General features: G+C 67.7%; 17 protein-coding genes. 14 read left to right on the top strand and 3 right to left on the bottom strand.

From position 1 onward, the window contains the following. Window positions 1-42 precede the first annotated feature (42 nt). The 9 genes from ACQW02_RS14135 (at window position 43) to ACQW02_RS14095 (ending at window position 7,208) form a co-directional block, all read left to right on the top strand. A complete protein-coding gene (locus tag ACQW02_RS14135) occupies window positions 43-474 on the top strand; it encodes a CBS domain-containing protein (protein WP_431280552.1) in 432 nt (143 codons plus the stop codon). Window positions 475-691: 217 nt separating this feature from the next. After that, window positions 692-1,696 (top strand): TRAP transporter substrate-binding protein, encoded by a 1,005-nt coding sequence (locus tag ACQW02_RS14130; RefSeq protein ID WP_431280551.1) that lies wholly within the window; start codon window positions 692-694, stop codon window positions 1,694-1,696. A gap of 6 nt (window positions 1,697-1,702) precedes the next feature. Next, complete coding sequence (locus ACQW02_RS14125; protein WP_431280550.1) at window positions 1,703-2,239, top strand: TRAP transporter small permease; 537 nt, start codon at window positions 1,703-1,705, stop codon at window positions 2,237-2,239. 5 nt (window positions 2,240-2,244) lie between these two features. Further along, window positions 2,245-3,549: a TRAP transporter large permease gene (locus ACQW02_RS14120; protein WP_431280549.1), complete on the top strand. Its 1,305-nt coding sequence runs from the start codon at window positions 2,245-2,247 to the stop codon at window positions 3,547-3,549. A gap of 71 nt (window positions 3,550-3,620) precedes the next feature. Next, window positions 3,621-4,085: a large conductance mechanosensitive channel protein MscL gene (gene mscL, locus ACQW02_RS14115; RefSeq protein WP_431280548.1), complete on the top strand. Its 465-nt coding sequence runs from the start codon at window positions 3,621-3,623 to the stop codon at window positions 4,083-4,085. Between the two features lie 114 nt (window positions 4,086-4,199). Continuing rightward, window positions 4,200-4,640, top strand: a complete 441-nt coding sequence (locus ACQW02_RS14110) for an Hsp20 family protein (RefSeq protein WP_431280547.1) — start codon at window positions 4,200-4,202, stop codon at window positions 4,638-4,640. Window positions 4,641-4,759: 119 nt separating this feature from the next. Beyond that, a complete protein-coding gene (locus ACQW02_RS14105; RefSeq protein ID WP_431280546.1) occupies window positions 4,760-5,005 on the top strand; it encodes a DUF1150 family protein in 246 nt (81 codons plus the stop codon). Window positions 5,006-5,251: 246 nt separating this feature from the next. Further along, window positions 5,252-6,454 carry a hypothetical protein gene (locus ACQW02_RS14100; RefSeq protein ID WP_431280545.1) on the top strand — a complete coding sequence of 401 codons (1,203 nt, stop codon included), beginning with the start codon at window positions 5,252-5,254 and terminating at the stop codon, window positions 6,452-6,454. A gap of 88 nt (window positions 6,455-6,542) precedes the next feature. Next, window positions 6,543-7,208 (top strand): TetR/AcrR family transcriptional regulator, encoded by a 666-nt coding sequence (locus tag ACQW02_RS14095; protein WP_431280544.1) that lies wholly within the window; start codon window positions 6,543-6,545, stop codon window positions 7,206-7,208. 171 nt (window positions 7,209-7,379) lie between these two features. Here the strand turns inward: ACQW02_RS14095 and ACQW02_RS14090 are convergent, their stop codons facing one another. Further along, on the bottom strand, window positions 7,380-8,264 hold the full coding sequence (locus ACQW02_RS14090; RefSeq protein ID WP_431280543.1) for a shikimate dehydrogenase: 885 nt from the start codon (window positions 8,262-8,264) through the stop codon (window positions 7,380-7,382). Window positions 8,265-8,384: 120 nt separating this feature from the next. On the opposite strand from ACQW02_RS14090, the gene ACQW02_RS14085 reads away from it, so the two are divergent. The 4 genes from ACQW02_RS14085 to pcaB all read left to right on the top strand — a co-directional run bounded on the left by ACQW02_RS14085 (window position 8,385) and on the right by pcaB (window position 12,055). After that, window positions 8,385-9,365: a Bug family tripartite tricarboxylate transporter substrate binding protein gene (locus tag ACQW02_RS14085; protein WP_431280542.1), complete on the top strand. Its 981-nt coding sequence runs from the start codon at window positions 8,385-8,387 to the stop codon at window positions 9,363-9,365. Between the two features lie 74 nt (window positions 9,366-9,439). Continuing rightward, entirely contained in the window at window positions 9,440-10,174 is a 735-nt protein-coding gene (gene pcaH / locus ACQW02_RS14080; RefSeq protein ID WP_431280541.1) for a protocatechuate 3,4-dioxygenase subunit beta, read from the top strand. A 1-nt stretch (window position 10,175) separates the two neighbouring features. Then, the gene (gene pcaG, locus ACQW02_RS14075; RefSeq protein ID WP_431280540.1) at window positions 10,176-10,712 is read left to right on the top strand and encodes a protocatechuate 3,4-dioxygenase subunit alpha; all 537 of its coding nucleotides are present in this window, start codon (window positions 10,176-10,178) and stop codon (window positions 10,710-10,712) included. Next, a complete protein-coding gene (gene pcaB / locus ACQW02_RS14070; RefSeq protein ID WP_431280539.1) occupies window positions 10,712-12,055 on the top strand; it encodes a 3-carboxy-cis,cis-muconate cycloisomerase in 1,344 nt (447 codons plus the stop codon). The genes pcaG and pcaB overlap by 1 nt, the downstream gene beginning before the upstream one ends. Window positions 12,056-12,112: 57 nt before the next feature. Here the strand turns inward: pcaB and ACQW02_RS14065 are convergent, their stop codons facing one another. Next, window positions 12,113-12,592 (bottom strand): Hcp family type VI secretion system effector, encoded by a 480-nt coding sequence (locus ACQW02_RS14065; RefSeq protein WP_431280538.1) that lies wholly within the window; start codon window positions 12,590-12,592, stop codon window positions 12,113-12,115. A gap of 109 nt (window positions 12,593-12,701) precedes the next feature. Next, window positions 12,702-15,347 carry a type VI secretion system ATPase TssH gene (gene tssH, locus ACQW02_RS14060; protein WP_431280537.1) on the bottom strand — a complete coding sequence of 882 codons (2,646 nt, stop codon included), beginning with the start codon at window positions 15,345-15,347 and terminating at the stop codon, window positions 12,702-12,704. 214 nt (window positions 15,348-15,561) lie between these two features. Here tssH and tssA point away from each other — a divergent pair, with 214 nt between their 5' ends. Then, complete coding sequence (gene tssA, locus ACQW02_RS14055; RefSeq protein ID WP_431280536.1) at window positions 15,562-16,698, top strand: type VI secretion system protein TssA; 1,137 nt, start codon at window positions 15,562-15,564, stop codon at window positions 16,696-16,698. Window positions 16,699-16,714: the final 16 nt, after the last annotated feature.

Here is a 16,714-nt window from a genome sequence, read left to right as displayed (position 1 = left end):
TCCGACGTCACGTGCTTCGGACCGGCGGGAAGGGAACATGCCATGACCATTGCCAATATCCTGCGCCAGAAGGGCAATACCGTCGTCGCGGTCGGCCCCGCGGACGACCTCGGCACGGTCGCGGCGACCTTGGCCGCCAATCGCATCGGCGCGGTTCTGGTGCTGGCGCCCGACGGCGGCGTCCTTGGGATTGTTTCGGAACGCGACATCGTAAGGCAACTGGCGCAGGCGGGGGCGGCGGCGCTGATCCGTCCCTCCTCCGAGGCCATGACCCGCGACCTGCACACGATCACCCCACACACCGAGGTGGCCGCGGCGATGGGCATGATGACCGACCGCCGCATCCGCCATCTGCCGGTGCTGGAGGACGGGCGCCTGGTCGGCATGGTCTCGATCGGCGACCTCGTGAAGGTGCGGATGGGGGAGATCGAGCAGGAGGCGGCAGCCCTGCGGGAGTTCGTCACCACCAGCTAGTCAGCCGTCCCGGGAACAGGACGTGTCATGAACCCGCGGTAACGCGCCCCGGCGGCGCGTGGCCTATCGCGCGGGCGGATCGCCCCGCCCGGTGGCAATCGGGGCGGCATCGCGGGGCCGGGTCGGGTCACGGCCCGGTCGTGCCCCCTTGCGGGCCGCTTCCGCCCGCGCCGATAGTGCACCCCATACGAACAACCGATGTCCCAGGGGATTGCATATGACCAAGGATTTCACCCGGCGCGAGACGCTGCTCGCCGGCGCCGGGCTTGCGGCCGCGGCGCTGTTGCCGCGCGGTGCCATGGCCCAGGCGGCCGCCCGCTGGCAGTTGGCGACACCCTATCCGGACGGCAATTTCCACACCCGCAACCTGAAGCAGTTCGTCGATGAGGTGACGGCCGCGACCGGCGGCCGGCTGACGGTGCAGATGCACACCAATGGATCGCTGCTGCCGATGCCGCAGATCAAGCGCGGCGTGCAGCAGGGCCAGGTGCAGATCGGCGAGATCCTGCTGTCGGCCTATGGCAACGAGGACCCGTTCTTCGAAGTCGACGGCCTGCCGCAGCTCGTCACCAGCTACGCCGAGGCCCGGCGCCTGTCGGAACTGGCCAAGCCCTATATCGAGACGCGGTTCCAGCGCCAGGGCGTGTCGCTGCTCTACATGGTGCCCTGGCCGCCGTCGGGCTTCTACACCAATACCCCCGTCGCCACGATCGACGCGCTGCGCGGCACGAAGATGCGCACCTTCAGCACCATGACCAACCGCTTCGCGACCCTGGTCGGCGCGGCCCCGACCCTGGTGCAGGCGGCTGAAATCCCGCAGGCCTTCGCGACCGGCGTGGTGAATTCGATGGTCACCTCGGCCGCGACCGGCGTGGACTCGCAGGCCTGGGACTACGCCCGCATCTTCACGCCGATCGGCTTCACCTTCACGCGCAACGCCGTGTTCGTGCAGCGCCGGGCGCTGGAAGCCCTGTCGCCGGCCGACCAGGCCGCCGTCCGCGCGGCCGCCGCGGCCGCCGAGACACGCGGCTTCGCGATGTCGGAGGAAGCCGCGAGTTCGGCACAGGCGACGCTCGCCACGCGCGGCATGACCGTGGCACCGCCGACCCCGGCGCTGCTGGACGGCATGCAGCGTGTCAGCAACACCATGGTCGATGAATGGATCGTGCGCGCCGGCGAGGATGGCCAGCGCCTGATCGCCGCCTATCGCGCGCGGAGCTGACGCGGCGTGCTGAGGCGCGGGCTCGACTTCCTTTATGCCGCGAGTGCGGGACTCGCGGCGCTCTCGCTCCTCGGCATCTTCCTGATGATGATGGCACAGGTGGCGCTGCGGGAGATGGGGCGCCAACTGCCGGGTGCCGATGACCTGACGGCCTATCTCTGCGTCGCCACGACCTTCTTCGCGCTGGCGCATACCTTCCGGCGCGGCGAATTGATCCGCGTCGGCATGGCGATCGAAAAGCTCAACCCGCGCATGCGCCTGTTCCAGGAAGGCGTGGCCCTGGCCCTGGCGGCGGTCGTGGTCGGAACCATCACCTGGTACACGCTGCAGGATGTGATCTTCAGCTACGAGATCGAGGACCTAGCCCAGGGCACGGTGCCCTTCCTGCTGTGGATCCCCAAGCTCGCCATGCCGATCGGCTCCGCCATCCTGCTGATCGCGATCATCGACGAGGCTTTCGCCGTCGCCCGCGGTGCCATGCCCAATTATGTCGTGGAGGCAGCGGATCGCGCGGCACGCGGCGACTTCTCGGCCGAGGTCTGATCCCCATGGGTTTGCTCGAACTCTCGATTTTTCTGCTTGTCCTGCTTTTCGTCCTGCTTGGCGCGGGCTTGTGGATTTCCATGTCCCTGGCGGCGATCGGCTGGGTCGCCATGGCCACGGTGCACCCGGCGCCGGGTCCGTTCCTGGCCAGCGCCCTGTGGGAATCCACCGGGTCCTGGACCCTGGCGGCGCTGCCGATGTTCGTCTGGATGGGCGAGATCCTGTTCCGCACGAAACTGTCGGAGGAGCTGTTCAACGGCCTGGCCCCCTGGGTGCGCCGCGTGCCCGGGCGGTTGCTGCATGTGAACATCCTGGCCTGCGGGTTGTTCGGCAGCGTGTCCGGATCATCGGCCGCGACCTGCGCCACCGTCTCGCGCATCGCGCTGCCGGAATTGAAGAAGCGTGGCTATGACGAGGATGTGGCGATCGGCAGCCTGGCGACCGCCGGCACCCTGGGCATCCTGATCCCGCCGTCGATCATCATGGTCGTCTATGCGGTGGCGGCCGAGGTTTCGATCGTGCGCGTCTTCATCGCCGGCTGCCTGCCGGGGCTGCTCGTGATGCTGCTGTTCTCGGGCTATATCGTGGTCTGGGCGCTGCTGAACCCCAGCAAGCAGCCGCCGGCCGAGCCGCGCATGAACTTGCGGGAGAAGCTGCGGGCCTCCTCCCAACTGATCCCCTGCGTCCTTCTGATCACGGGCACCATCGGGACCATGTTCGTGGGCTGGGCGACGGCGACAGAGGCCGCGGCCTTCGGTGTGCTCGGCAGCCTCATCCTGGCGGCCGTGACCCGGACCCTGACCTGGGAGAGTTTCGTGGACAGCGTGAAGGGCGCCACGCGCCTGTCGTGCATGATCCTGTTCATCCTGGCCGGGGCCGCCTTCCTGACCAAGGCGATGGCGCTGACCGGCATTCCGGGGGCGCTGGCGGCCGGTGTCGCGTCGCTGGACCTCGGACCCTATGGCATCATCGCGCTGCTGACCGTCGTCTATATCGTGCTGGGCACGGCCCTGGACGGCGTGTCGATGATCGTGCTGACCACCACCATCGTCGTGCCGATGGTCCAGGCGGCGGGTTTCGACCTCGTGTGGTTCGGTATCTTCATCGTGCTGCTGGTGGAGATCGCCGAGGTCACCCCGCCGGTCGGCTTCAACCTGTTCGTCATGCAGACCATGACGGGCAAGGAACAGACCGCGGTCGCCTGGGCCTCCATGCCGTTCTTCCTGATGCTGGTGCTGACCGTGGTGTTGATCACACTGTTTCCGGTAACATTGGTGACCGGCTTGCCAGAATGGCTGTTGGCGCGCTGATCAGGGCTGGTCGCGAAGGGAAAGGTTTGGTCTAGGCTCCGGGGAGAACCAAACCTTCGGAGTCCGGCCCCATGGAACTGCCCATCAACGTCAAGCGCCCGGCCTGGGTGGAGGAATTCCAGGCCTTCATCATGCGCGGCAATGTCATCGATCTGGCCGTCGGCATCGTCATCGGCGCGGCCTTCACCGCCATCGTCGGCAGCCTGGTCGAAGACCTGATCAACCCGATCATCGGCTTGCTGATCGGCGGCATCGACTTTTCCAACCTGTTCATCGTGCTGTCGGGCGAGCGTCTGCCGAGCCTGCAGGCGACGCGGGAAGCCGGTGGGGCGGTCCTGGCCATCGGCGTGTTCATCAATGCCATCATCAAGTTCCTGATCGTCGCGATGGCGGTCTTCTGGCTGCTGCGCGTGCTGACCAGGCTGAAGATGAACGCACCGGCGGCGCCGAAGGTCTCGGCTTCCGAAGTCCTGCTGGCCGAAATCCGAGACGAGTTGAAGGCGATGCGCCAGCCGGCCCCGCCGCCGGCGGCCTGACCGGGGGAGGGGGGGCCTTGCAACAGGCCCCCCGGGCGCCAAGATCAACGCCGTGGATGGTGCTTCGGGCCATCCCCAGACGCTTCGCTCCGCCCGTAAGGAGGCTGCCAGTCCATGTCGCGTACCTCGCTGTTCGGCTCACCGCTGTTTCTCGGCTTCGACCACCTCGAACAAATGCTAGACCGGGTGCAGAAAAGCGCCGACGGCTACCCCCCCTACAATATCGAGCAGACCGGCGATCAGCGGCTGCGCATCACCTTGGCCGTCGCCGGGTTCAGCATGGAGGACCTGCAGATCACGCAGGAAGACAACCAGCTGGTCATCCGCGGGCGGCAGAAGGACGACCCGAACGACAGCCGCGTGTTCCTGCATCGCGGCATCGCCGCCCGGCAGTTCCAGCGCGCCTTCGTGCTGGCGGAACATATCGAGGTCGAGGGCGCGCATCTCGACAACGGGTTGCTGCACATCGACCTGCGGCGCCCGATGCCGGAAACCAAGGTCCGCGCGATCCGCATCGAGCAGAAGGGCAATGGCCGCGTCGTTGTCCAGGACTGAACGGCTGGCACGCGGGCTGCATACTGGCACGCGGGCTGCATAAACGAATCCGCCGGCCTGATCCCGGGCGGCGGGAACCCCAAGGCGGGCCCCGATATGGGACGCGAAAGGTGGATACAATGTCTAATAAATCCGGCGTCACCCCCTTTGACACTGCGACCAGCCTGCTGCGCGGCATGACGCCGCGGGATTTCGCCGCCCTCGGCACGGCCGAAATCGCCTATATGCGGCCAACCTTGGTCAATGGTCAGGCGATGATCGCGATCCACGCCGCCGATGGCACGCCGATCGGCGCGGCCCCGGACGTGGCCTTGGCCGCCGCCGCGATCGTGCAGCACGAAATGGCGCCCGCCCGCCTGCATTGATCATCCGGCTGCGCTTTTGAGCGAATTTGGAACGTTTTTTACCATAAGTGATTTTCTCGCTTGTCACTCCGCATCGTCTTAATACATCGTTAATCGTATCGAAACGATGGCGAGCGGAGTTGGCGTATGTCGTTCCAAAATTGTTCCTTTCTTGCCAATTCCGATTTTGCGGGATTTGGCCGTGTCGGTTCTGGTGCGGTACGCTGGCGCGGTGGCAGGCTCATCCATGGCCTTCTCGCAGTCGGCGTGCTGCTGGGTGCCACAGACCATGCGGCACGGGCGGCTGACCTATTTTCCGGCACCTTCACGTCGGACGGATCTTCGACCTACGCCTCCGTCAGGACGGCACAGGATTTCACGGCACTGCTGACGACCTCGGGCATCGAGCGGCTGCTGCCGGCCTATACAGACGTGTCGGCGGCATCCATTTCCGCCAGTTTTCGCGGTGTTCCGGCCACCCTCAGTTTCCCGTCGAATTCCACGACCCTGCAATTCGTCGTCCCCGGCGCCGCCGTGAACGAGAGCTTCACGGGTGCGACACGGGACGATTCCCGGGATATGCTGATCGAATGGCTGAAGGGCCAGGGCGGGTCGCAACTGTCGCAGATTCTGCAGCTGGCGGTGGCGACGACCGGGGTCGATCCTGTGGCGGGAAACCCGACCAGCCTGATGTCGATGATGGGGGCGAGCGACTTCAACAGCGCCACGGGCATCGGCGGTCCGGTGGCGGCGACCGGGTCAGGGCGAGGCAGCATAGGCCTTGGCGCGCGTTTCGGTAGCTACACGATCGGCAGCAACGATACATCGGTCATCGTGGCGCCGATCTCCTATACGCACACCTTTGCCAATGGCAGCGCTTTGATCGTGGATGTCCCACTGACCCTCTTGGATACCAATGGGGCGCAGTCCTATTCAGGCTCCGTAGGCGTCGGCTATCGCTTTCCGGTGCCCGTGCCGCTTCCTGCGGATTGGCAGTGGGCCTTGACCCCCGCCTTGCGGTTCGGTGGTGTCGGCTCCATCGACATGGGGGCCGTGGGCGGGCTTTGGTCGGGCTCCGTGACCAGCGCCCTGACGGCCCCCTTGCGCGACGGCACCTATCTGACCCTGGGCAACATGATTTCGCTGCTGCGAACCATCCCGATCAGCTACGGCGGCTACAATGTCAGCTATGAGTTGCAGAACACCATGTACCGGAACGGGCTGATCCTGAACCAGCGCCTTGGCGAGTTTCGTGGCAGGGAAATCTCGGCATCCATCTTTGCCATCGACACGCGGTTCACCGGCGATGCGTTGTACGTCAACAACTACCAGGAATATGGCGTGTTCCTGAATGCCGGCGAGCCGATGCGCCTGGGCGGGCTGACCGTGCCGTTGCGGGCAGGGGTCACCTACCTGAACGGAGAGCGCGGCTACAGCGGCTTCACCGTCAACCTGGGCGTCACCTTCTGACCGGGCGGTGATCCGAACGCCATAACGACTGCCACGACGTCACGATATGTGGCACCATGATTATGGCCGTACCAGGGAGTTCATAAGGATGGCGTCCGCCACCACGGTGCACGCCGCAGCACCAATCATCGCCGCACCCGCCCGCCGCACCCGGAACCCGGACCAGACCCGCCGGGCCATCCTGGACGCCGCCACGGCGGAATTCAGCGAAAAGGGCTTTTCCGGCGGGCGCGTCGATGACATCGCGGCCCGCACCGCCACCACCAAGCGCATGATCTACTACTATTTTGGTGGCAAGGAGCAGCTCTACGCGGCCGTGCTCGACGAACTCTACGGCGGCATGCGCGATGCCGAACGGGCGCTGCACCTGGAACGGGACGCGCCCCGGATCGCGATGCGCCGCCTGGTCGAGGTCACGTTCGACCACCACGCCGCCCACCCCGAATTCGTCCGCCTGGTCTGCGTGGAAAACATCCATGAGGGGCGGCACGTCGCGACCTCCCCCAGCCTCGCCCAGCGCAACGACGCGGTGCTCGGCACCTTGCGCGCCTTGCTGGCGCGGGGGGAGGCGGCGGGGGTGTTCCGCGCCGGCGTCGATGCCTTCGACCTGCATATGCTGATCAGCGGCTTCTGCTTCTACCGCATCTCCAACCGCCACACGCTGCGGGCGATTTTCGGGGCCGAGGTGGGCGCGCGGGAGGCCGCTCATCGGGAGATGATCGTCGAGGCGGTGCTGCGCTACCTGGCGCCCTAGGGCCTGTGGACAATTGGCTTCGGGCGCGTTCGGCGGCGCTTTTCCGCACCTGCCGCGTTGGCTTTGCTCGCCGATGAATAACATCGGCAGCGCAAGCCCGCCTTGCAGGCACGAAAAATCGCTCGCCGACCGCATCCCGAACCAAATGTCCACAGGCCCTGGGCGCGCCCGCTACCCCGCCGCCAGCGCGGCGCGGAACCCCGCCAGCATCCGCTCCGCATCCGGGGTCAGCCCCGAGAACAGCGCAAAGGCGTGTGCCGCCTGGAACACCGCCATGCCGCCGCCGTCCAGCACGCGGGCGCCGCGGGCGCGGGCGGTGCGGACCAGTTCGGTGTCCAGCGGCACATAGACCACCTCCGCGACCCAGAGCGCCGGGCGCAGCAATTCGGCCGGCAGCGGCAGGCCCGGGTGCTTGGCCATGCCCATGGGCGTCGCGTTCACCAGCCCATCGGTCGCCGCCATGGATGCCGCCAGGTCGACGCCGGCCACGGCCCGTCCGGGGCCGAAGCGGGCGCAGAGGTCGGCGGCCAGATGCTCCGCCCGGGCCTGGTCCAGGTCGAACAGCGTCAGGCATCCGGCACCGGCCGCGACGATCGCGTGGGCGACCGCAGATCCGGCGCCACCTGTGCCGATCTGCACGACGCGATCCATCAGCACGCCCGCCAGGCCGCGCCGGAAGGATTCGCCAAAGCCGCTGCAATCTGTGTTGTGGCCGATCCGCCTTCCATCGCGCAGCACGACCGTATTGACCGCGCCCAGCGCCCGCGCCTCATCCGACAAGTCGTGCAGCAGCGGCAGGATCGTCTGCTTGCAGGGGTAGGTGATGTTCAGCCCGGCAAAACCCATCCGCTCGGCGGCCTGCAGCAGGGGTTCCAGCGCATCGGGGGCGACGCCCAGCCGGTCGATGTCGATCAGCCGGTAGACGCAGGGCACGCCCTGGGCCGCCGCCTCCGCCATATGGATCATGGGTGAGCGGGAGGCCTGGATGCCGGCGCCGATCAGGCCGAGAAGCAGGCCCTGCCGCCGCAGGGTCGCCAGGGGATCGCTGTCGGCCATTTTTTGGGTCTCCGGTTATTTCGGTATTGCCTTCCTTATGTACTAACCAGTACATACACGTCAACCGCGCGCCATGGCATCTTGCCGAACGAGGCGCAGGCGGAACGGAGAGATACGTCCATGCGCTTCACCCGACGCAGCCTCGGCACAGCCACGCTCGGCCTCCTGGCCGTCCCTTCGCTTGCCCGCGCGCAGGATGCCTGGCCCGGCACACGCCCCGTCACCATCGTCGTCGCCTGGGCGCCCGGTGGGTCGTCTGACTTCGTCGCCCGCGTGCTGGCGCAGTCGCTGTCCAAGGACCTGCCGGGCAATGTGGTGGTGGACAACCGTCCCGGCGCATCCGGCACCATCGGCCATGCCTCGGTCGCGCGGGCCCGGCCGGATGGCTACACGCTGCTGCTGGGGGTGAACTCCACCTATGCCATGGCGCGGCACCTGTTCCCGCAGCGTGGCTATGACGACGAACGCGCCTTCGCCGCCGTCGGTCGCGTCGCGGTGTCGCCGATCTTCCTGTGCGTGTCGAAGCAATTGGGCGTGGAGAACATCGCGGGGCTGGTCGCCCGCGCCAAGGCGCAGCCGGGGCGGTTGTCCTATGGCTCCTCGGGCGCCGGGTCCTCGGCGCACCTCGCGACCGAATTGTTCCTGCGCGAGGCGGGGATCGAGATCCAGAACGTCACCTACCGCGGCGGCGCACCCGCCGTGCAGGCGCTGCTGACCAACGAAGTCCAGGTGGCCATGGTCGATGCCGTCACCGCGCTGCCATTGTTCGCGGCCAATTCGGTGGTCCCGATCGGGGTCAGCAGCCTGGCCCGCAACCCGCTGGCGCCGAATGTGCCGACCATCGCCGAATCCGGCTTCCCGGGGTTCGAGGCGACGACCGACTGGGCGCTGCTGGCGCCGGCCGGCACGCCCGCGCCGATCCTGGCGCGGCTGAATGCCGCGACCGTCACGGGGTTTTCGGCCCCTGACGTGATCGAGCGCCTGCGCCAGGCGTCGATCATCCCGACGGTCGGCAGTGCGGCGGAATTCGGTCCCTACCTGACCGCGGAAACGGCCAAGTGGGGCGAGGTGATCCGCGCCCGCGGCATCACGCTCGAATAACCCCGGCGCCTAGCCCACCGGTTTGCCGGGGCCACCAGCCGGCGTAATCTGATGCGAATGAGGAGGGACCAGCCATGCCCGACACAAACCCCGCAGCCTATCGCCGTCCGGACCCTGCGACCCAGCCGGCCTATGACAGCCCGGGCTATGGCTCCACCAGGCTGCGGCATCCGACCCAGCCCCTGCTGCGGATGCCGCATACGCTGACCGAGACACGCGCGCCCATCATGTCGCCCTCGGCCTATCCGGCGACGGCCGACATGACGAAGCTCGCGCATGGCAAGGCGGCGATGGGCGAACGCATCGTCGTCGCCGGCCGCGTGCTGGACGAGGATGGGCGCCCGGTGCGGGGCGCCATGATCGAAATCTGGCAGGCCAATGCCGCCGGTCGCTACAACCACCCCGGCGACACGCATGACGCGCCGCTCGACCCGGACTTCATCGGCCGCGCGCGCGTTTTCGCCGATGACGAGGGGCGCTACCAGTTCACCTCGATCCGCCCCGGCGCCTATCCCTGGCACAACCACCACAATGCCTGGCGGCCGCTGCACATTCATTATTCGCTGTTCGGCCATGGCTTCGCCCAGCGCATGATCACGCAGATGTATTTCCCGGGCGATCCGCTGCTGGAATTCGACCCGATCTGGCATGCGACGCCCGACGCCGCCGCGCGGGACCGCCTGATCGCCAAGTTCGACCTGGATGTGACGCAGCCCGATATCGCCCTTGGCTACCGCTTCGACATGGTGCTGCGCGGCCCCGCCGCGACGCCGTTCGAGGATGCCGACCATCACGACGGGGATCACTGACATGACCGCCGCCACCGCGCACCAGACCGCCGGCCCCTACTGGCACCTGATCGACTTTCCCGAATGGGCCGACCTGCTGCGCGCCGATGGGCCGAATGCCGGCATCCCGGGGCCACGCATCACCCTGTCGGGCCGCATCACCGATTCGGCCGGCAACCCCGCCGGCGATGCGATGGTCGAGGTCTGGCAGGCCGATGCCGCCGGGTCCTACGACCCGCCGTTCCACGGCTTTGGCCGCTCCGCGACCGACAAGGATGGCGTCTTCCGTTTCACCACCCTGCGCCCCGGCCCGGTGCCGGGGCTCGGCAACGCGACCCAGGCGCCGCACATCACGCTGGCGATCTTCGCCCGTGGCCTGATGAAGCACCTGGTCACGCGGGTGTATTTCGCCGGTGAGGCGCTGAACGCGACCGACCCCGTGCTGAATGCCGCCGGGGCGCGCGCGGGCACCCTGATCGCGCGCGAAACCGCCGCCGGTGCCTGGCGGCTGGACATCGTGCTGCAAGGGGCGGGCGAAACCGTCTTCCTGGACGTCTGATGCCGCTGAACCCCGCCGATGGGCCGGTGCTTGGCGCGCTGTATGGAACCGACCAGATGCGCGCCGCCATGGGCGAACGCGCCTTCCTGGCACGGATGCTGGATGTGGAGGCCGCCCTGGCGCGGGCCCAGGCGGGCCTGGGGCTGATCCCGCCCGAGGCCGCCACCGCCATCACCGCGGCGGCGCGGGTGGAGGCGCTGGACCTGCCGGCCCTGGCGGCGGCCACGCGCAACACGGGCTACCCGGTGCTGGGGCTGGTGCGGCAACTCTCGGCCCTGGCGGGGCCGGAGGCGGGGCGTTGGACCCATTGGGGCGCCACCACGCAGGACATCATGGACAGTGCGCTGGTCCTGATGCTGCGCGATGCCTTTGCCTTGCTGGACAGCGATCTGGCCCGGATGGTCGCGGCCCTGGCGGCGCGCGCCGGGGAACACCGCCACACGGTGATGGCGGGGCGCACGCATTTGCAGCACGCGCTGCCCGTCACCTTCGGCTATAAATGCGCGGTCTGGCTGGCACCCTTGCTGGCGATGCGGGAACGCCTGGCGCAACTGCGCCCGCGCGTGCTGCGGGTGCAGTTCGGCGGCGCCGCCGGCACCCTGGCCAGCCTGGGCGGGCAGGGGCCCGCCGTGGCCGCGGCGCTGGCGCGGGAACTGGACCTGATCGACCCCGATATTCCCTGGCACGTGACGCGCGACGGATTCGCCGAAGCGGTCGCATGGTGCGGCTTGCTTTGCGGCGCGCTATCGAAAATGGCCTTCGACATCATGCTGCTGATGCAGACCGAGGTCGGGGAGGTCTTCGAACCCCATGCCCCCGGCCGCGGCGGCAGCAGCACGATGCCCCAGAAGCGCAACCCGATCGCCTGCGAATACGTGATGGCGCAGTCGCGCGGCGTCCATGCGCTGGTGCCGCAGATGATGGCCGCCATGGCCGATGATCACGAACGCGGCACCGGCCCCTGGCAAGCCGAGCTGCTGGCCCTGCCACAGGCCTTTGGCCTGACGCATGGTGCGCTGACACAGGCGCTGACCATCGCCGAAGGCATGACGGTGGATGCCGCGCGGATGCGAAAAAACCTCGACAGCACGGGCGGGCTGATCGTGGCGGAGGCGGTGATGATGGGCCTGGCCCCGAGTCTCGGCCGGGGTGCTGCGCATGACGTCGTGCATCACGCCTGCGATCTCGCGCTGGCGGAGGGCATTTCTCTGGCCGAGGCATTGGGCCGCGACCCGGCGGTGACGCTGCCAGCCGAAGATGTCGCGCGGTTGACCGAGCCGTCGAACTACCTCGGCGCCTGCGATGTTTTCATCGACCGCGTGCTGGCGCGGGTGCCGCGCTGAGCACAAAAAAAGGGGGCCGCGGCGATCGCCGCGGCCCCCTTGTCTGGGCGCGAAGGCTCAGGTCAGCTCGGACTTGCTGATGTCATAGACGATGTGGCCCGTGGTCTTGGCCGCGAACTTGTCGTCGATGTTCAGGTATTCGCTGTCGAACTTCGCGAAGTTCAGGCTGATGCTCTCCGACGGACGGTCGCCGCCCGAGGAGACGCTGTAGCCCGAGATCAGCGTGTCGCTGAGCACGTACTTCTGGAAGGAGACATGCTTGCCGCTGTTGTCGGTCTGCGTCAGCTCGATCTTCACGGTGACGGCCTTGCCGCCAATCGCTTCCTTCAGCATCAGCGGGGAGGCGATGTCGAAGGTCTTGGTGACCACGATCTCGCTCACCGACGGGGCCGAGGATTCACGCTTGGAACCGCCGCCGACGCCGCTGGAAATGCCGCGACCCACGCCCCACTGGAACGACGAGACTTCGATCCATTCCTTGTGCGTCGTCTGCGTCGTCTCACCCTTGACGTCGCCGTACTTCATGAAAATAGCCATGATCTCTCCACTCCCGAATGCCGCGCCGTATGCCGGTCCGGACAGCGCGGCGTGCTGACCGGTCGGTAACCCTGGCGCCGGGACCATCCCGACGCCGATCTTGTTGCCGTCAGTCGAGGGCGTAGCGGAAGCTGCCGTCGTCGTTGAGGCCCACCTGGACCTTCGCGATTTCGCGACCTTCCGCCAGGCGTTCGAGTATGCCGGCTGACAACTCTGGTAGCAGGGTTCTGTTCAGAATGTTCTCGATATTGCGTGCGCCGCTTTCAACTTCACGGCACCGCTCGATGATGGCATCCGACACCGCCGCATCGACCTCGAAGCCGACGTCATAGACCTCACGAACACGTTTACCGATGCTGCGCAGCTTCAGCCCGATGATCTGCTTCAGCACGTGGTCGGCGAGCGGGTAGTAGATCACCACGTTGCAGCGGCCGAGGAAGGCGGGCTTGAACACCTTCAGCAGATCCGGCCGCAGCGCCTCCAGCAACTGCTCCGGTTCCGGCGCGGTGTCCGGGTCGGCGCAGAGCTTGGCGATGGTGTCGGTGCCGGCGTTCGACGTCATGATGATGACGCTGTTCTTGAAGTCGATGTCGCGGCCTTCGCCGTCCTTCATGTTGCCCTTGTCGAAGACCTGGTAGAACACGTCCTGCACGCCCGGATGGGCCTTCTCCATCTCGTCCAGCAGGATGACGGAGTAGGGCCGGCGCCGCACCGCCTCGGTCAGTACGCCGCCTTCGCCGTAGCCGACGTAGCCGGGCGGCGAGCCCATGAGCGTCGCGACCTTATGCTCTTCCTTGAACTCGCTCATGTTGATGGTCGTGAGGTTCTGCTCGCCGCCATAGAGCAGGTCGGCGACAGCCAGCGCCGTCTCCGTCTTGCCGACGCCGGAGGTGCCGGCCATCAGGAAGACGCCGATCGGCTTGCGCGGATCGGCCAGGCCCGCACGGTTGGTGCGGATGGCCTGCGCGATGGCCGCCAGCGCGTGGTCCTGGCCGACGACGCGTTCCTGCAGGCGCTTGTTGAGCTCCAGCACGCCCTTCAACTCGTCGCCCGCCATGCGGCCCAGCGGAATGCCGGTCCAGGTCGCGACGACCTCGGCGACGGCCTGGCCATCGACGACGGGGTGTACCAAGGGCTCCTCGCCCTGCAGCGTATGAAGTTCCTGTGATACCGCGCCGAGGTCGGTCCGCGCCGCATCGCCGTCAAAGCCCTCGGCCGGGGTTTCCAGGGCTTCGCGCAATTCGCGGATTCGCCCGACCAGGGACTTCTCCTGCTCCCAGCGTGCCTTCAGCGCTTCCAGATGCGCCTCGACCTCGACCTGTTCGGCGTTCAGCGCATCGACGCGTTTTTGGTGGTCGCCACCGGTCGCTGACTCGCGCCCAAGGGCCAGAAGCTCGGTCGCGATCAGCGCCAGGCGACGGGTCTTGTCCTCGATGGGCGCGGGGATCGCCGCCTGCGACATGGACACGCGGGCGCAGGCGGTATCCAGCAGCGACACGCCCTTGTCCGGCAATTGCCGCGCGGGGATGTAGCGGGCGGACAGGCGCACCGTCTCGGTCACCGCTTCGTCCAGGATGCGAACGCCGTGGTGCTTTTCGAGCGTGGCAACCAGGCCGCGCAGCATGGCATTGGCCAGCGGCAGGGTCGGTTCCTCGACCTTCACCACCTGGAAGCGGCGGGTGAGGGCGGCGTCCTTCTCGAAGTACTTCTTGTATTCGGCCCAGGTCGTCGCCGCGACGCAGCGCAATTCGCCACGCGCCAGCGCCGGCTTCAGCAGGTTGGCCGCGTCGTTCTGGCCCGCGGCGCCGCCGGCGCCGATCAGGGTATGCGCCTCGTCGATGAACATGATGACCGGGGTCGGGCTGGCCTTGGCGCCGTCGATGACGCCCTTCAGCCGGTTCTCGAACTCGCCCTTCACGCCCGCGCCGGCCTGCAGCATGCCGAGGTCGAGCGACATCAGCCGGACCTTCTGCAGCGCCTCGGGCACGTCGCCGGAGGCGATGCGCAGCGCCAGCCCTTCGACGACCGCCGTCTTGCCGACACCGGCCTCACCCGTAAGGATCGGGTTGTTCTGGCGACGCCGCGTCAGGATGTCGATCATCTGCCGGATCTCGGAATCGCGCCCGAGGATCGGGTCGATCTTGCCGGCCCGCGCGCTCGCGGTCAGGTCCGTGCAGAACTGCTCCAGCGGCCCGCCGGCACGCGGCGCGCCCTCGGCCCCCGCGGCACCGGTCGCGGCCCCGCCGCCGGGCGGTGCGGCGATGGCGGCCTGGGCTTCCTCGTCGCTGCCCTTGGTCAGGGCTTCGAGGTTCTTGCGCAGGGCATCGACCGGGATGTTCAGCAGGGTCGGGGCGCTGTCCTTGACCGTGCGCGCCAGGGATTCATCGCCCAGCAGGGCGGCCAGCATGTGGCCGGTGCGGATCTTGCCCTGGTTGGCTTCCAGGCTGGCGATCATCCAGGCCTCGCGCAGCCAGGTCACGATGTCGGGAGACAGCGACGGCGCGCGCGCATTGCCGGTCTTCATCTTGTCGAGCGCGCGGGTCAGTTCGCCGATCACGCGGCCGGGATCGATGCCCGCCTGCTTGAGGATCGCCGAAACGTCGGACCCCGGGGTCTCGATCAGCTTGGTCAGGAGATGCTCGATCTCCACATTATAATGGCTGCGGGAGAGCGTGAGCCCTGCCGAGGCCTCCAACTGCCGCCGGCCGACATCCGTCAGCCTGCCGACAAGCGCCTTGAGATCGATTGCCACCATGAAGCCGAGGTCCCCCCATCGCCGCCGCACGCATGCGGGTCTTTGCGGGGGCGGAGGCTACGGGGGCCGATCCGCCCGTGTCCAGTGGTCGCCCCGCTTTGCGAATGATCTGATACCGCCTTAGTCTTCATGAAGTGTTATCGGCCACCCCGTATCCGCGGGCGGCGGTGATGAACGGTCCGCTGGCGGCGGCGATGAACAGCAGGGGCCAGGCATGAGCGACGACGTGGTTGATGTGGCCGGCATGCTGGCCGCGCTGGAGGCGAATGACGGCGCCGGTGAGGATCTGCGCACCGATTACTCGCCGAGTTCGCCCTACCAGAAGCTGCGGGACGCGCGGGCCGAGGCGCGCGCCGAGGAACGCGCCCGCGACAGCCAGGGTGAATCCGATGGCGCCCCGGTCGAGGGCTGGCGCGCAGTCCGCCGCATCGCGGTCGAGGTGTTGACGACCAAGTCCAAGGATTTCGAGATCGCGGCCTGGCTGACCGAGGCGCTGGTTCGCCAGGACGGCCTCGCCGGCCTCGCCTCCGGCGCTCGCCTGCTGACCGGCTTGCTGGAGAATTTCTGGGACCCGGGCTTCCCGCAGCCCGATGACGAGGGGATGGAGGGCCGCGCGTCGCCGATCGGCGGGCTGGCCGGTGGCGATGCCGACGGCACCGTGATGCAGGCATTGCGGCGCATGGCGCTGTTCCGCCGCCCGACGGGCGAACCGCTCGGGCTCTATCAGTATGAGGCGTCGCTGGAAACCTCCGGCCTCGCCGACGAGGAACGCAAGGAACTGCGCTACAGCCAGGGCGTCATCAAGCTCGACAGCATCGAGACGGAGGCGAAGTTCGATCGCGCGGGCTTGCGCGCGACCGCCATGGAGGCACGGGCGGCGCGCGAGGCCTGGCAGGCGTTCCAGGACCAGGTGGACGCCCGCTTCGGTTACGACAGCCCGCCCACGCGGCGGGTGGGCGAGGTGCTGGATCGGCTGCGTGAAGCCGCCGACGCGCTGGCGGGCGGGCCGGAAGTCGTGGCGGGGGCCGAGGCCGGTGAGGTCGCGGCGGGCGGCGTCGCTGCCGCGGCGGGGGGAGGCGGCGTGGCGATGGCCGCCGGCGGCTTCGGCATTCCGGTCGGCAGCCTGGCCGGGCGGGAACAGGCGCTGAAGGTGCTGGAGCAGGTCGCCGAATTCTTCCAGAAGACCGAGCCGCATTCCTTCCTCGCGTATACGTTATCTGACGCGGTACGCCGTGGCCGTATGACTCTGCCCGAGTTGCTGGCAGAGGTGCTGCAGGATGAAACGGCCCGCACAGGTATGCTGACCGCACTTGGCATTCGGCCGACGTCCCTCGACGAAGGTTACAGCTAAGACTAGCGTCCATTAC

The sequence above is a fragment of the Humitalea sp. 24SJ18S-53 genome, assembly GCF_050632385.1.
Lineage (GTDB): Bacteria > Pseudomonadota > Alphaproteobacteria > Acetobacterales > Acetobacteraceae > Humitalea.
The sequence above is the reverse complement of the archived record's forward strand: the minus strand, read 5'-3'. Positions and strand labels throughout refer to the sequence as shown.

Bases quoted from the DNA above. Each gene is read 5' to 3' on its own strand.
- ACQW02_RS14135 (WP_431280552.1), top strand. From the start codon at position 43: ATGACCATTGCCAATATCCTGCGCCAGAAGGGCAATACCGTCGTCGCG.
- ACQW02_RS14130 (WP_431280551.1), top strand. From the start codon at position 692: ATGACCAAGGATTTCACCCGGCGCGAGACGCTGCTCGCCGGCGCCGGG.
- ACQW02_RS14120 (WP_431280549.1), top strand. From the start codon at position 2,245: ATGGGTTTGCTCGAACTCTCGATTTTTCTGCTTGTCCTGCTTTTCGTC.
- mscL (WP_431280548.1), top strand. From the start codon at position 3,621: ATGGAACTGCCCATCAACGTCAAGCGCCCGGCCTGGGTGGAGGAATTC.
- ACQW02_RS14110 (WP_431280547.1), top strand. From the start codon at position 4,200: ATGTCGCGTACCTCGCTGTTCGGCTCACCGCTGTTTCTCGGCTTCGAC.
- ACQW02_RS14105 (WP_431280546.1), top strand. From the start codon at position 4,760: ATGTCTAATAAATCCGGCGTCACCCCCTTTGACACTGCGACCAGCCTG.
- ACQW02_RS14095 (WP_431280544.1), top strand. From the start codon at position 6,543: ATGGCGTCCGCCACCACGGTGCACGCCGCAGCACCAATCATCGCCGCA.
- ACQW02_RS14090 (WP_431280543.1), bottom strand. From the start codon at position 8,264: ATGGCCGACAGCGATCCCCTGGCGACCCTGCGGCGGCAGGGCCTGCTT.
- ACQW02_RS14085 (WP_431280542.1), top strand. From the start codon at position 8,385: ATGCGCTTCACCCGACGCAGCCTCGGCACAGCCACGCTCGGCCTCCTG.
- pcaH (WP_431280541.1), top strand. From the start codon at position 9,440: ATGCCCGACACAAACCCCGCAGCCTATCGCCGTCCGGACCCTGCGACC.
- pcaG (WP_431280540.1), top strand. From the start codon at position 10,176: ATGACCGCCGCCACCGCGCACCAGACCGCCGGCCCCTACTGGCACCTG.
- pcaB (WP_431280539.1), top strand. From the start codon at position 10,712: ATGCCGCTGAACCCCGCCGATGGGCCGGTGCTTGGCGCGCTGTATGGA.
- ACQW02_RS14065 (WP_431280538.1), bottom strand. From the start codon at position 12,592: ATGGCTATTTTCATGAAGTACGGCGACGTCAAGGGTGAGACGACGCAG.
- tssH (WP_431280537.1), bottom strand. From the start codon at position 15,347: ATGGTGGCAATCGATCTCAAGGCGCTTGTCGGCAGGCTGACGGATGTC.
- tssA (WP_431280536.1), top strand. From the start codon at position 15,562: ATGAGCGACGACGTGGTTGATGTGGCCGGCATGCTGGCCGCGCTGGAG.